Origin of the sequence: Rhizobium binae (assembly GCF_017357225.1) — a bacterium.
Classification (GTDB): Bacteria; Pseudomonadota; Alphaproteobacteria; order Rhizobiales; family Rhizobiaceae; genus Rhizobium; species Rhizobium binae.
Genome location: NZ_CP071611.1, coordinates 56,799 through 71,375, shown reverse-complemented (window position 1 = coordinate 71,375; position 14,577 = coordinate 56,799). Strand labels below are relative to the sequence as shown.

The 14,577-nt window shown below is 62.8% G+C and carries 13 protein-coding genes and 1 pseudogene; 12 read left to right on the top strand and 2 right to left on the bottom strand.

Translation table 11 applies throughout. The features are described from left to right. Positions 1 to 179: 179 nt before the first annotated feature. Together J2J99_RS33165 and J2J99_RS33160 are read left to right on the top strand one after the other, a co-directional pair. The gene (locus tag J2J99_RS33165) at positions 180 to 701 is read left to right on the top strand and encodes a DUF992 domain-containing protein (protein ID WP_168296376.1); all 522 of its coding nucleotides are present in this window, start codon (positions 180 to 182) and stop codon (positions 699 to 701) included. An 86-nt stretch (positions 702 to 787) separates the two neighbouring features. Next, positions 788 to 1,253, top strand: a pseudogene (locus tag J2J99_RS33160) (GNAT family N-acetyltransferase). Between the two features lie 126 nt (positions 1,254 to 1,379). Here the strand turns inward: J2J99_RS33160 and J2J99_RS33155 are convergent. Continuing rightward, complete coding sequence (locus J2J99_RS33155; RefSeq protein WP_168296375.1) at positions 1,380 to 2,309, bottom strand: LysR substrate-binding domain-containing protein; 930 nt, start codon at positions 2,307 to 2,309, stop codon at positions 1,380 to 1,382. A gap of 73 nt (positions 2,310 to 2,382) precedes the next feature. Between J2J99_RS33155 and J2J99_RS33150 the strand changes: the two genes are divergently transcribed. The 10 genes from J2J99_RS33150 to glpK all read left to right on the top strand — a co-directional run bounded on the left by J2J99_RS33150 (position 2,383) and on the right by glpK (position 13,489). Continuing rightward, positions 2,383 to 3,300 (top strand): DMT family transporter, encoded by a 918-nt coding sequence (locus J2J99_RS33150; RefSeq protein WP_168296374.1) that lies wholly within the window; start codon positions 2,383 to 2,385, stop codon positions 3,298 to 3,300. A 109-nt stretch (positions 3,301 to 3,409) separates the two neighbouring features. Further along, on the top strand, positions 3,410 to 4,183 hold the full coding sequence (locus J2J99_RS33145; protein ID WP_168296373.1) for a DeoR/GlpR family DNA-binding transcription regulator: 774 nt from the start codon (positions 3,410 to 3,412) through the stop codon (positions 4,181 to 4,183). A gap of 111 nt (positions 4,184 to 4,294) precedes the next feature. After that, a complete protein-coding gene (gene glpD / locus J2J99_RS33140) occupies positions 4,295 to 5,809 on the top strand; it encodes a glycerol-3-phosphate dehydrogenase (protein WP_168296372.1) in 1,515 nt (504 codons plus the stop codon). Positions 5,810 to 5,850: 41 nt separating this feature from the next. Beyond that, positions 5,851 to 6,948 carry an ABC transporter ATP-binding protein gene (locus J2J99_RS33135; RefSeq protein WP_168296371.1) on the top strand — a complete coding sequence of 366 codons (1,098 nt, stop codon included), beginning with the start codon at positions 5,851 to 5,853 and terminating at the stop codon, positions 6,946 to 6,948. Between the two features lie 9 nt (positions 6,949 to 6,957). Further along, positions 6,958 to 8,028 carry an ABC transporter ATP-binding protein gene (locus tag J2J99_RS33130; protein ID WP_168296370.1) on the top strand — a complete coding sequence of 357 codons (1,071 nt, stop codon included), beginning with the start codon at positions 6,958 to 6,960 and terminating at the stop codon, positions 8,026 to 8,028. Between the two features lie 3 nt (positions 8,029 to 8,031). Next, on the top strand, positions 8,032 to 8,898 hold the full coding sequence (locus J2J99_RS33125) for a carbohydrate ABC transporter permease (protein ID WP_168296369.1): 867 nt from the start codon (positions 8,032 to 8,034) through the stop codon (positions 8,896 to 8,898). A gap of 14 nt (positions 8,899 to 8,912) precedes the next feature. Then, positions 8,913 to 9,743: a carbohydrate ABC transporter permease gene (locus J2J99_RS33120; RefSeq protein ID WP_168296368.1), complete on the top strand. Its 831-nt coding sequence runs from the start codon at positions 8,913 to 8,915 to the stop codon at positions 9,741 to 9,743. Between the two features lie 12 nt (positions 9,744 to 9,755). After that, positions 9,756 to 10,037: a DUF2160 domain-containing protein gene (locus J2J99_RS33115; RefSeq protein ID WP_168296367.1), complete on the top strand. Its 282-nt coding sequence runs from the start codon at positions 9,756 to 9,758 to the stop codon at positions 10,035 to 10,037. Positions 10,038 to 10,115: 78 nt separating this feature from the next. Next, positions 10,116 to 11,837: an ABC transporter substrate-binding protein gene (locus J2J99_RS33110; RefSeq protein WP_168296366.1), complete on the top strand. Its 1,722-nt coding sequence runs from the start codon at positions 10,116 to 10,118 to the stop codon at positions 11,835 to 11,837. Between the two features lie 149 nt (positions 11,838 to 11,986). Next, positions 11,987 to 13,489, top strand: a complete 1,503-nt coding sequence (glpK, locus tag J2J99_RS33105; protein ID WP_168296365.1) for a glycerol kinase GlpK — start codon at positions 11,987 to 11,989, stop codon at positions 13,487 to 13,489. A gap of 99 nt (positions 13,490 to 13,588) precedes the next feature. Here glpK and pdxA read toward each other — a convergent pair whose 3' ends face one another. Further along, positions 13,589 to 14,575 (bottom strand): 4-hydroxythreonine-4-phosphate dehydrogenase PdxA, encoded by a 987-nt coding sequence (pdxA, locus tag J2J99_RS33100; protein ID WP_168296395.1) that lies wholly within the window; start codon positions 14,573 to 14,575, stop codon positions 13,589 to 13,591. Between the last annotated feature and the right edge of the window lie 2 nt (positions 14,576 to 14,577).

Genomic DNA, 14,577 nt, shown 5'->3' with positions numbered 1-14,577 from the left:
TAGCATGGTGCCTTCGAAATGTCCCAATGCGGCTGAAGCCTAAGCCTGTCGCTTGCGGGTCCCGCGCGCTTTGACACGCGACGTGAAAACGGCGCCGATCTGGGATCGTTTTGCGGTCCCGTCCGTTATTCGGTGCCGGCAGCCGGGTATTCCCGTCACGATTTGAGAAGGAGAGACTTATGAACAAAACTCTTGCGACGGCCTTTGCCGCGGTATCGTTGACGTTCGTCGGCGTGGGGGTGGCTGGTGCCGCCGATCCCGTCACCAGGACATATGAAGAGCCGGATTTACGCAATGGTGTGAAGATCGGCTATCTCACCTGCGATATCAGCGGCGGCGCGGGCTACGTGCTCGGTTCGTCCAAGGAAGCCGATTGCGTCTTCCAGTCGATTGTCGGCAACGAACTCGTCGATCACTATACCGGCGAAGTCAGAAAGCTCGGCATCGATCTCGGCTTCACCACGCGCAGCCGCCTGATCTGGGCCGTCTTCGCGCCGACCGCCGGCTATCACCGCGGGTCGCTTGCCGGCCTCTATGTCGGCGCCAGCGCGGAGGCGACAGTCGGCGCTGGTGTCGGCGCCAATCTCCTGGTCGGCGGCACCTCCGGCTCGATTCATCTGCAGACGGTCAGCCTGACAGGCCAGCTTGGTCTCAACGTTGCCGCAGGCAGCGCATCGATGACGCTGACCCCGGCAAATTGACAGGCTTTTGACGCGTCCCTGCTGCGACGCGGCGGGGGCGTCCGCTTTTTGCATAGATTTTCTCCCACGCCCAAACCGAATCGCCAATGGATATTCGAATGGCAACACCCGATGAGGACGAGATCCTGGCCGGGCATTATCTGAAGATCTGGGACAGCTACGGCACGCCGCCCGACACTATAAGTCGGATGCGGCGGCACGGATCTTGTCTTTCCTCAGAAGCGGCCGCGCGGAGCGGCGCCTCGCCTCGTTCATCGCGGTCGTCGAGGGTGAAATCGCCGGCTCCGTATCCTGCCAGCTGCACCAGTCGCCCATTCCTGAAGTCATCCGGGATGAGCAGCGGCTGCTTGGTTATATCTGGTCCGTCTATGTCGCGGACGCCTTCCGCCGCCGCGGCATCGCGCTGGCACTGACCAAAGAGGCCGTCGGCTATCTGAAATCGATTGGCTGCACGACGGCTGTCATCCATGCCTCGGATGCCGGCGAACCGTTTACCGGGCTGCCGGTTTCGAAATAGCCAAGGAAATGCGCATGAAGCTTCTGGAGGAGTAGCAGGCACGGTCGTGCTGGAGCGTGATGCCGAAAAGTGCAGGCGGTTTTCGGCGCCATCATGCTCTGGCTCGTTCCTTTAGAACAGGATTCAGATTTGAGGCCGAACGGGCCTAAAATCATCCTGTTCTAGGCTTTTGCCCGGCCGGGTGCGGTGAAGGCGGCGATCGTCTGCTCATCATGCCCGGCCTCGCGCAGGAAGCGGCCGGCAAATTCGATGGCCGGGCTTCGTAGCGCGTCGTCCGGCCGGATCAGGTGGAAAGCCACGTGCGAATCCAGCGTCCGTTCCGACACCGCGGCGACACGACCGGCGGCAAGCGCCGCATCCGAGAGGGGAGGGCGGGCGAGCGCGATGCCGAGCCCGTGGGCACAGGCATCCATCACCAGATTGTAGTCCTCGAAGCGGCGGTCCTGGCCGCGCGGCGTATAATCGATACCCTCGCGGGAGAGCCAGCGGCGCCAGCCTTCGATATTCGAATCATGAATGATCGGCAGGTCGAGCAGCGACATTGCATCCGAGCGCTGCCCGAGCTGTTTCGCCAGTGCGGGGGCGGCAATGGGAAAGGATTTTTCCCGCCAGAGCGGCAGGGCGCGCACGCCGGCCCAGGGTCCCTTGCCGCAACGGATGGCGAGATCCGTGCCCTCGCCGAAATCGGCCAGCCGATGTTCGAGCGTCAGTTCGACATGCAGGTCGTTTCCTTCGAGCTTCGCCAGACGCGGAAACAGCCACAGTGACGCCACGGAAGGTGTCACCGAAAGGCGCACCACCGCCTTGTTCGGCCGGGGCAGCCAGCGCTCGCCGGTGTTGCCGAGCAGGGAAAGCGCTTCCTCGGCGCGGGCGAAAAACCGCATGCCCTCCGGCGTCAGCCGCACGCCGCGTGCTTCGCGCGCAAACAGCCGCACGCCCATCCAGCGCTCGAGCCGCGACACCTGCCGCGACACCGCGCCGTGGGTGAGACCGCTTTCCTCGGCCGCCGCAGAAAAAGATCCGAGCCGGGCGGCGCGGGCAAAGGTCTCGAGCGTATCAAGTGGCGGAAGCACGGGTGAGCTGTGAACCATGCGCACATTTGATCATCGATTGCGGTGCTTTTCAAGCATGCATGGAAAGCCTAGTTCTTTCTCACACGCACAGATGGAGGCGAAAATGAGCATGGCGGCAAGCACACCGGTCTCGGCGAAACAGCAAAGCACATTCGACCTGGTGGCCTTTGCGGCGATCGTCGTCACCATTCTCTTCTGGGCTTCCTCCTTCGTCGTGATCCGCATCTGCCTCGGGCCGCTCACGCCGATCGAACTGGCGACGGCGCGCTATGTAGCGGCCGGCGTCCTCGCCCTCATTTACCTTGTAATCTACCGGCCGATACCTGAGAAGCGTGATTTCCTCCGCCTCTCGGTCGCTGCCGTGCTCTTCATCGCCGCCTATGCGGTTCTGCTGAACACCGGTGAGCAGACCGTGGCGGCCGGACCGGCAAGCTTCATCATCAACACCATGCCTGTTTTCACCGCCCTCATCGCCACATTTGCGCTCGGCGAGCGCTTCGGCCGGTGGGGCTGGGCGGGCACTGCGGTTTCCTTCGGGGGCGTGGCGCTGATTGCCGTCTCCTCGGATGGCGGCTTCAAGCTCGATCCGAACGCCGTGCTGATCCTTGGCGCAGCGCTCTGCTCGGCGATTGCCAGTGTGCTGCAGAAACCGCTGCTCGGCCGGCTGCCGGCGCTTGCCGTCACCGCCTGGATCCTGCTGATCGGCTCCGTGCCGCTGTTTCCGGCCGTCCCGGCGACGATCCGCGCGCTGGCCGCCGCACCGGCGGAGGTCAACTGGGGTGTTGCCTATCTCGTCATCTTTCCGACGGCGATCGGCTATCTCACCTGGGCCATCGCATTGAAGCAGCTGACGGCCGCGCGCGCCTCGAATTTCCTCTATGGCGTCCCGCCGGTCGCAACGCTGATCGGCTTCGTCTGGCTCGGCGAAACGCCGACGGCACTCGGCGCGATAGGCGGCCTCATGGCGATCCTCGGCGTGCTCGTGGTCAACGTCATGCGGAAGCGGTAAGCCGCGCTGCTACCAACAAATTCGGCGGCGAAAGCTCGCCACCGATAAATAGGCATTGCGCCGCCCTTCGCTTTCTTTAAAAAACGAAAGCAGATCGAAAGGGGCGCCGATGTTCTTGACCGACCGACAGACTGAAATCGTGGCGATCGCGAAATCGAGCGGCAGGGTTCTGGTCGAGGAGCTCGCCTCCCGCTTCTCGGTTACGCCGCAAACCATCCGCAAGGATCTGAACGATCTCTGCGATGCGCAGGTGCTGATCCGCATTCATGGTGGCGCGACATTTCCGAGCGGCACGGAAAACGTCAAATACGAGGCGCGCCGCCAGATTGCCGCTTCCGAGAAACAGGCGATCGGCATGGCGGCCGTCGAGTTGATCCCGAGCGGGGCCTCGCTCTTCATCAATATCGGCACGACGACCGAGGCGGTGGGCGAGGCGCTCGCCAATCATCACGAACTGATGGTGATCACCAATAATATCAACGTTGCCAACAGGTTACGTCTCTTCCCGGCGATCGAGGTGGTGATCGCCGGTGGGGTCGTGCGCGGTTCCGATGGCGGCATCGTCGGCGAAGCGGCGGTCGATTTCATCCGCCAGTTCAAGGTTGACTACGCCGTGATCGGCGCCTCGGCGATCGATGCCGACGGCGCGCTTCTCGACTATGATTTTCGCGAGGTGAAGGTCGCGCAGGCGATCATCGCCAATGCCCGCCACGTCATTCTCGTTGCCGATTCGACGAAGTTCGAACGCACCGCGCCGGTTCGGATCGGTCAGCTTTCCCAGGTTCATACCTTCATCACCGACCACTGTCCGGTGGCGTCGATCCGCAATCTCTGCCTCGAAAACAATGTGAAACTCATCGAAACCAGCAGCAGATCGCGATAGATCGACCAACATTCGTTTGACATTCGTATTTCTTTCGTTTTAACTGATGTCACTTTCGCAATCGCGCAAGTTTTGTGCAATGCGAAATCAGCAGCAGGCTCGGAGGGGCAATTGGGCCGGGAGATATACGATATTTTCGTCATTGGCGGCGGCATCAACGGCTGCGGCATCGCGCGTGATGCCGTCGGGCGCGGCTATTCCGTCGCGCTGGCGGAGATGAACGATTTCGCCTCCGGCACCTCGTCCGGCGCCACCAAGCTGATCCATGGCGGCCTGCGTTATCTCGAGCATTACGAATTCCGCCTGGTGCGTGAATCGTTGATGGAGCGCGAGATCCTCTGGGCGATGGCGCCGCATATCATCTGGCCGCTGCGTTTCGTATTGCCTTATCACAAGGGCGGTATCCGCCCTGCCTGGCTGATTCGGCTCGGCCTCTTCCTCTACGACCATCTCGGCGGCCGCAAGCTGCTGCCGGCGACGTCGGTGCTCGATATGCGCAAGGACCCGGCGGGCAAGCCGCTGAAGGCGCTGTTTACGAGGGCGTTCGAATATTCCGACGGCTGGGTCGACGACGCCCGCATGGTCGTGCTGAACGCTCGCGACGCAGCCGACAAGGGTGCCGTGATCATGCCCCGCACCAAAGTCGTGTCGGCAAGGCGCGAGAATGGCCTTTGGCGCATCGAGACGACCGATACCGTCACCGGCCGCAACGACAGCCATCAGGCCCGCATGCTGGTCAATGCCGCCGGCCCCTGGGTCGATCACGTCATCCGTTCGGCCTTCGGCCAGAACGAGGCCCACCATGTTCGGCTCGTCCAGGGCAGCCATATCGTCGTCAAAAAGAAGTTCGACGATCCGCGCGCCTATTTCTTCCAGAATCCCGACAACCGTATCATCTTCGCCATTCCCTATGAGGGCGATTTCACCCTGATCGGCACGACCGACCGTGACTATACGGCCGATCCCAAGGATGTCCGGATCTCCGAGGAAGAGACCGTCTACCTCTGCAATGCGGCCTCGGAATATTTCAAGGAGCCGGTCAAGCCGGAAGATATCGTCTGGACCTATTCGGCGGTGCGACCGCTCTATGATGACGGCGCCTCGAAGGCGCAGGAGGCGACGCGCGACTACGTGCTGAAGCTCGAGGGTGAAGGCGGCGCGCCGCCGCTGCTCAATGTCTTCGGCGGCAAGCTTACCACCTATCGTCGGCTTTCCGAACACGCGCTGGAAAAGATCGGTGCGGCGATCGGCGTCAAGGGCGCTCCCTGGACGGCAAAGAGCCATCTGCCCGGCGGCAATTTTGCCGTCAGGGGCTATGAGGCCGAGGTCGCCAAGCTGAAAGGCCGCTATCCCTTCCTTGCCGATCAGCATGCGCGCCGGCTGGTGCGCCGCTACGGCACAAGGGCCGAGACGCTGCTCGGCGATGCCCGCGGCATCGAGGATCTCGGACGGCTATTCGGCGGCGATCTTTACGAAGCCGAGGTCAGATATCTCGTCGAACATGAATGGGCCCGGCACGCCGAAGACGTGCTGTGGAGGAGAACAAAGGATGGTCTGCGCCTTTCGAAGGAGCAGACTCAGTCACTGGAGGAGTACATGGCTGCCATACCGGCGATGGCCGGATAGGCGGCGTGTGGTCCCCGCTGCGTGGAGGCACGGGAATCGGAATGCTGGAACTGCGAAACGCCGCCAAGATGGTGGGCGCGGACTATCACATCTATCCGACCGATCTGGTCCTCGAGCGCGGCACGCTGAACGTCCTGCTCGGGCCGACGCTGTCGGGCAAGACGTCGCTGATGCGGCTGATGGCCGGGCTCGACCGCCCGACCGCTGGCTCCGTCCATTTCGACGGCGCCGATGTCACCGGCATGCCGGTGCAGAAGCGCAATGTCGCCATGGTCTACCAGCAGTTCATCAACTATCCGGCATTGACGGTTTATGAAAACATCGCTTCGCCGATGCGCATTTCGGGCAAGGGCGCTGCCACCATCGACCGCGAGGTGCGCAAGGCGGCCGAGCTTCTGAAGCTGACTCCCTATCTCGACCGCACGCCGCTCAACCTGTCCGGCGGCCAGCAGCAGCGCACGGCGCTTGCACGCGCGCTCGTCAAGAATGCCAGCCTCGTGCTGATGGACGAGCCGCTTGCCAACCTCGATTACAAGCTGCGCGAGGAACTGCGTGAGGAACTGCCGAAGATCTTCGCTCAGTCCGGCGCGATCTTCGTCTATGCGACCACCGAACCGTCGGAGGCGCTCCTGCTTGGCGGCAACACGGCGACGCTGAACGAGGGCCGGGTCACCCAGTTCGGGCCGACGATCGATGTCTACCGCCGTCCTGCCGACCTCGCCACCGCCGGCATCTTCGCCGATCCGCCGCTGAACACCCTCGACGTCACCAAATCGGGCAATGTCTTCACGCGCCAGGGCGGGGCAGCGCTTCCGGTTCCCCCGCATCTGGCCGCCGTGCCGGACGGACCGGTGACGATCGCGTTTCACCCGCATCATCTCGGCTTCAAGCCGCAGACCGGTGATGCCGCCCGTCTGCAGGCGCGCACGCTGGTTTCCGAGATCACCGGTTCGGAGAGCTTCGTTCACCTGGAATATGACGGCGTGCGCTGGGTCATGCTGGCGCACGGCATTCACGACATCGATCCTGACATGGAGATCGAGGCCTTCCTCGACACACGCCACGTCTTGGCTTTCGGCGCCGACGGCCGCGCCATCGCCACGGTCGGCCGGGCTGCCGCTGCAGCCGCAAAGGCATAGGAGAGCACAATGGCACGCATTACGCTCGACCATATCCGCCACGCCTACGGCGCCAATCCGCAGACGGAGAAGGATTATTCGCTGAAGGAAGTCGACCACGAATGGAACGACGGCGGCGCCTATGCGCTGCTCGGTCCTTCCGGCTGCGGCAAGACCACGCTGCTCAACATCATCTCGGGTCTGCTGCAGCCTTCGCATGGCCGCATCCTGTTCGACGGCAAGGATGTGACGAACCTTTCGACGCAGAGCCGCAACATCGCCCAGGTCTTCCAGTTTCCCGTCATCTACGACACGATGACCGTTTACGACAATCTGGCCTTCCCGCTTCGCAACCGCGGCGTGGCCGAGGCCGATGTCGACCGGCGCGTGCGCGACATTCTCGAAATGATCGACCTTGCCGGCTGGGCCAAGCGCAAGGCGCAGGGGCTGACCGCCGACCAGAAGCAGAAGATCTCGCTCGGCCGCGGGCTGGTGCGCAACGACGTCAACGCCATCCTGTTCGACGAGCCGCTGACCGTCATCGATCCGCACATGAAATGGGTGCTGCGTTCGCAGCTGAAACGGCTGCACAAGCAGTTCGGCTTCACCATGGTCTACGTCACCCACGACCAGACCGAGGCCCTGACTTTCGCCGAGAAGGTCGTCGTCATGTATGACGGCCAGATCGTTCAGATCGGCACGCCGGCCGAGCTCTTCGAGCGGCCGAGCCACACCTTTGTCGGCTATTTCATCGGTTCGCCCGGTATGAACGTTATGCCGGCGCAGGTCGATGGCAGCGCCGTCAAGGTCGGAGACGAGGTTCTGACGCTCGATTACGCGCCGAAGACCGCAGGCAGTTCCAAGACCGAACTCGGCATCCGCCCCGAATTCATCCGCCTCGGACGGGAGGGCATGCCCGTTACCGTCACCAAGGTCGAGGATATCGGCCGGCAGAAGATCGTGCGCGCCCGTTTCGCCGGCCAGCCGATCGCGATCGTCGTGCACGAGGATGCCGACATCCCCGCGGATGCCCGTGTCACCTTCGACCCGTCCGCCATCAGCATTTACGCCGATAGCTGGCGTGTCGGCAGGGAGGCCTAAGCCATGCAGAAGACGTGGAACAACAAAGCGTGGTTTCTGGTCCTGCCGGTGCTGCTGCTCGTGGCCTTCTCGGCCGTCATCCCGCTGATGACCGTCGTCAACTATTCGGTTCAGGATACGTTCGGCAACAACGAGTTTTTCTGGGCGGGCACCGACTGGTTCGTCCAGACCCTGCATTCCGACCGCTTCTGGGAAGCGCTCGAGCGCAACCTGCTCTTCTCCTTCATCATCCTGGCGCTTGAGATTCCGCTCGGCATCTTCATCGCGCTCAACATGCCGAAGAAGGGCATCGGCGTTCCCGTCTGCCTCGTTCTGATGGCGCTGCCGCTGCTCATTCCGTGGAACGTGGTCGGCACCATCTGGCAGGTCTTCGGGCGCGTCGATATCGGCCTGCTCGGCCATACCCTCGAAGCGATCGGCCTCGACTACAACTATGTCCGCGATCCCGTCGACGCCTGGGTCACCGTCATCGTCATGGATGTCTGGCACTGGACGAGCCTCGTCGTGCTGCTCTGCTATGCCGGTCTCGTCTCGATCCCCGACGCCTATTATCAGGCCGCCAAGATCGACGGCGCCTCGCGCTGGTCCGTCTTCCGCTACATCCAGCTTCCGAAGATGAAGCGGGTGCTGCTGATCGCCGTCCTCCTGCGCTTCATGGACAGCTTCATGATCTACACCGAGCCCTTCGTCGTCACCGGCGGCGGCCCCGGCAACTCGACGACCTTCCTGTCGATCGACCTCGTGAAGATGGCCGTCGGCCAGTTCGATCTCGGCCCCGCCGCGGCGATGTCGATCATCTACTTCCTGATCATCCTGCTGCTGTCGTGGATTTTCTACACCGTCATGACCAGCAGCGACGCCAACGCCTGAGAAAGGAGAGATCCATGGCTTCGACAATGAAATATAAGCCCGCCGGGGGGAACCTCTCTTGGGTGGTCACCACGCTCTACATCCTCTTTCTGCTCCTCCCGATCTACTGGCTGATCAACATGAGCTTCAAGGAGAATGCCGAGATCACCGGCGCCTTCTCGCTCTGGCCGCAAAACCCGACGCTCCGGAACTATGCCGTCATCTTCACCGATCCGTCCTGGTATAGCGGTTACATCAACTCCATCATCTACGTGGCGATGAACACGGTCATCTCGGTGCTCGCGGCGCTGCCGGCGGCCTATGCCTTTTCGCGCTACCGCTTCCTCGGCGACAAGCACCTGTTCTTCTGGCTGCTCACCAACCGCATGGCGCCGCCGGCCGTCTTCGCGCTGCCCTTCTTCCAGCTCTATTCCGCCTTCGGCCTGATCGACACGCATATCGCGGTGGCGCTGGCCCACTGCCTGTTCAACGTGCCACTGGCGGTCTGGATCCTCGAAGGCTTCATGTCCGGTGTGCCGAAGGAGATCGACGAGACCGCCTATATCGACGGCTATTCCTTCCCTCGTTTCTTCGTGAAGATCTTCATGCCGCTGATAGCGAGCGGGATCGGTGTCGCCGCCTTCTTCTGCTTCATGTTCTCGTGGGTCGAGCTGCTGCTTGCCCGCACACTGACGACGACGGCCGCAAAGCCGATCTCGGCGATCATGACGCGAACGGTTTCGGCGGCGGGGATGGACTGGGGCGTACTGGCTGCTGCCGGCGTGCTCACCATCATTCCCGGCGCGCTCGTCATCTATTTCGTCCGCAACTACATCGCCAAGGGCTTCGCCCTGGGTCGCGTCTGAGGAGGACCGGACATGACATTTTCCTGGATGGCCTGGACGCTGCCGACGGCGGTGTTCTTCCTGACGATCCTGGCGCTTCTGATCACCGTGAGCGTCTGGGAATATTTCTCGCCGGGCGGCTCGCCGCGCACGGGCGTGCTGCGTTTCGAGACGACGCGCGGCGACCGGCTTTTCATTTCGCTGCTGGGCAGCGCGTTCATTCATCTTGCATGGCTTGGGCTCGCTGGGCCCAACCTGTGGTGGGCTCTTGCTATTTCCGTAGTCTACGCCATCGGCGTGTTCCGCTACGTGTAACGGCAAGGAGAAAACGGATGGCCGGGGGTACTTGGCCGCCTGAGACGTAACTGCAATCGCAAACCCTGGGAGGATATTATGCGACGGCACTTATTGACGACGACAGCAGGCTTGCTGCTGGCGATGACAGCAGCGGCCTATGCCGGCATGGACGAGGCCAAGACGTTCCTGGACAAGGAAGTCGGCGACCTCTCGACGCTTTCCCGCGCCGACCAGGAAAAGGAAATGCAGTGGTTCGTCGATGCCGCGAAGCCCTTCGCCGGCATGGACATCAAAGTCGTTTCCGAAACGATCACCACGCATGAATACGAGTCGAAGGTTCTGGCTCCGGCCTTCACCGCGATCACCGGCATCAAGATCACCCACGACCTGATCGGCGAAGGCGACGTGGTCGAAAAACTGCAGACGCAGATGCAGTCGGGCGAAAACATCTATGACGCCTATATCAACGACTCTGACCTGATCGGCACCCATTGGCGCTACCAGCAGGCCCGCTCGCTGACCGACTGGATGGCCAATGAAGGCAAGGATGTCACCAATCCCGGCCTCGACATCGACGACTTCATCGGCAAGTCCTTCACCACGGCGCCTGATGGCAAGCTCTACCAGCTGCCGGACCAGCAGTTCGCGAACCTCTACTGGTTCCGCTACGACTGGTTCAACGACGAAAAGAACAAGGCGGACTTCAAGGCGAAGTACGGCTACGACCTCGGCGTGCCGGTCAACTGGTCGGCCTATGAGGATATTGCCGAGTTCTTCACCGGCCGCGAGATCGACGGCAAGAAGGTCTATGGCCACATGGACTACGGCAAGAAGGACCCGTCGCTCGGCTGGCGCTTCACCGATGCGTGGCTGTCGATGGCCGGCAACGGCGACAAGGGCATTCCGAACGGCAAGCCGGTTGACGAATGGGGCATCAAGGTCGACGAAAACTCCCGGCCGGTCGGCTCCTGCGTTGCACGCGGCGGCGACACCAACGGCCCGGCGGCAGTCTATTCCATCCAGAAATATCTGGACTGGATGAAGGCCTATGCACCGGCAGCCGCTCAAGGCATGACCTTCTCCGAATCCGGCCCGGTCCCGTCTCAGGGTGAAGTCGCCCAGCAGATGTTCACCTACACGGCCTTCACCGCCGACTTCGTCAAAGAAGGCCTGCCGGTCGTCAATGCCGACGGCACGCCGAAATGGCGTTTTGCACCGAGCCCGCATGGCGTCTACTGGAAGGACGGCATGAAGCTCGGCTATCAGGACGCCGGTTCCTGGACGCTGATGAAGTCCACGCCTGACGACCGCGCCAAGGCGGCCTGGCTCTATGCCCAGTTCGTCACCTCCAAGACTGTCGACGTGAAGAAGAGCCACATGGGTCTGACCTTCATCCGCCAGTCGACGCTCGACCACAAGTCCTTCACCGACCGCGCACCGAAGCTCGGCGGCCTGATCGAATTCTACCGTTCGCCGGCCCGCCTGCAGTGGTCGCCGACCGGTACGAACGTTCCTGACTATCCGAAGCTGGCACAGCTCTGGTGGCAGGCGATCGGTGACGCCTCGTCCGGCGCCAAGACGGCTCAGGAAGCGATGGACTCGCTTTGCGCCGAACAGGAAAAGGTGCTGCAGCGCCTGGAACGCGCCAAGGTTCAGGGCGATATCGGTCCGAAGCTCGCCGAGGAGCATGATCTCGCCTATTGGAACGCGGATGCGGTGAAGAAGGGCAACCTTGCACCGCAGCTGAAGATCGAGAACGAGAAGGACAAGCCGGTCACTGTCAACTACGACGAACTCGTCAAGAGCTGGCAGAAGTAAGGCGGACCCGGCCGGAAGCGACGAGGTTTCCGGCCATCACTTCCCGCCACCGGCAGCAAGCCGGTGGCACCCCACAATCTTTCTCATGAGACGTCCGCGTCCTGCCGCTTCCGGCAGGCGGAGTGGTTTCGCGTGAGCCGGAGACGGATATGAGCGGCTATATTCTTTCGATAGACCAGGGCACGACATCTTCGCGCGCCATCATCTTCGATGGCGACATGAAAATGACCGGCTCGGCCCAGGCGGAGATCACCCAATATTATCCGCAGCCCGGCTGGGTGGAGCACGATGCCGCCGAAATCTGGCAGTCCGTCATCGACACCGTGCGCTGGGCAATCGCCGATGCCGGCTTGAACGCCGCCGCGATCGCCGCGATCGGCATCACCAATCAGCGCGAGACGGCGGTCGTCTGGGACCGTCGCTCCGGAACAGCGCTTCACCGCGCGATCGTCTGGCAGGACAGGCGCACGGCCGAAATGTGCGACAGCCTGAAGGCCGACGGATATGAGAAGCTTTTCAGCGCCAAGACCGGCCTGCTGCTAGACCCCTATTTCTCCGGAACGAAGCTGCGCTGGCTGCTCGATAATGTCGATGGCCTGCGCGAGAAGGCGGAGGCGGGTGAAGTCTGCTTCGGCACCATCGACAGTTGGCTGACCTACAAGCTGACGGATGGTCGCGTGCATGCGACCGATGCGACCAATGCGTCGCGGACGCTGCTCTACAATATCGACGACGGCGCATGGGACGAGGAGCTTCTCGGCATTCTCGGCATCCCCGCCGTCATGCTTCCCGAGGTGAAGGAATGCGCCGATGATTTCGGCCGGGTCGATGAGGCCCTGTTTGGCGCTGCCCTGCCGATCCTCGGGGTGGCCGGCGACCAGCAGGCAGCGGCGATGGGCAATGCCTGTTTCGCGCCGGGCATGATGAAATCCACTTATGGCACCGGCTGTTTCGCCCTGCTCAACACCGGCAGGGACCGCGTCTCCTCTTCCAACCGTATGCTGACGACGATTGCCTGCCGGCTCGACGGCGAGACGACCTATGCGCTCGAAGGCTCGATCTTCATCGCCGGTGCCGCCGTGCAATGGCTGCGCGACGGGCTCGGCATCATCGAGCAGGCGTCCGAGGCAGGCGTGCTAGCGGCCAAGGCCGATCCCGGGCAGCAGGTCTATATCGTTCCGGCCTTCACCGGGCTGGGCGCGCCCTATTGGGACCCGGCGGCGCGCGGCGCGATCTTTGGCCTGACGCGAAACAGCGGGCCGGCGGAATTTGCCCGCGCCGTGCTTGAATCCGTCGCCTATCAGACGCTCGACCTGCTTGTGGCGATGAAAAAGGACTGGGGTGTCAACCAGCTGGAAACCGTGCTGCGAGTCGACGGCGGCATGGCGGCTTCAGACTGGACGATGCAATGCCTGGCCGACATGACCGGAAATCCGGTCGACCGGTCGGCGATACGCGAGACGACGGCACTTGGTGCGGCCTGGCTTGCCGGCTCGAAGGCCGGCATCTGGCCCGGCAGGCGGGAGTTTGCGCAAGCCTGGGTCTGCGACCGCCGCTTCAGCCCGTCGATGGAGGAGGGCGAGCGTCAGGCCAAGATCATCGGTTGGAAGAATGCCGTGTCGCGGCTGATCTCCGACGCTTCGGCGGGATAGCCGAGGCGGGTGCAATGCGGCGGCCGCCTGGTCGGCATGTGACGAGGCGCAACAAGGGGCTCCCGTTTCCGCCTCTGCCTGCCGCAACGGATACCGCGACTACGCCTCCCGCCGCGGCGAGCGCGCCATCAGGCGGGCATAGGCGATGGCAGAGAGCATGTTGACGTGGTTGGCCTTGCCGGTGCCCGCGATGTCGAAGGCGGTGCCGTGATCGACCGAGACGCGGTCGATCGGCAGACCGAGCGAGACGTTGACGGCCGTATCGAAGGCAACGAGCTTGATCGGGATATGGCCCTGATCGTGATACTGGGCAATGACCAGATCAAAGGCGCCGTTATAGGCGCGGGCAAACACTGTGTCGGCGGAGATCGGACCGACAACGTCAATGCCCTTTGCTTGCGCCTGCTCGACGGCCGGCGCCAGGAATTCCATGTCCTCCGTGCCGAACAGGCCATTTTCGCCGCAATGCGGATTGAGGCCGGCAACGGCGATGCGCGCTTTCTCGCCGAGGCGCAGGAAGTGCCGGTGGCCGGCCTCGATGGTCGCCAGCACCCGCTCGGTCTTGGCGCGCTCGATTGCGCCCTTCAGCGAGATATGGGTCGAGACATGGATGGTGTTCAGCCGCTCGGAGGCAAGCAGCATGAAGGAGCTCTTCGAGCCGGTGAGATGGGCGAGCAGCCCGGTATGGCCGTCATGGTGATGGCCGGCAAGGTTCATCGCCTCCTTGTTGATCGGCGCGGTGACGATGACATCGGCTTGCCCGGACATGGCGAGATCGACGGCGCGGGTGATGTAGCGCACCGAGGCATCGCCGGCGACGGGGCTGACCTTGCCGATCTCGGGCAGCGCTGCACTGAGCGGAACCTCATCGACGGCGATCCTGTCGTCGCCGGGGATATCCGCCGGCCCGAATTTCAAGCCGGTGCCGCTGACGCGGTCGGCGCGTTCCAGCGCTTCGACATTGCCAATGATGATGAAATCGCGGCGCTCTTCGCTCGGAAGAGCCGCCAGGGCCTTGACGATCACCTCGGGGCCGACGCCGGCGGGATCACCGAGCGTGACGGCGACTTTCGCATTCCTGTCCATCA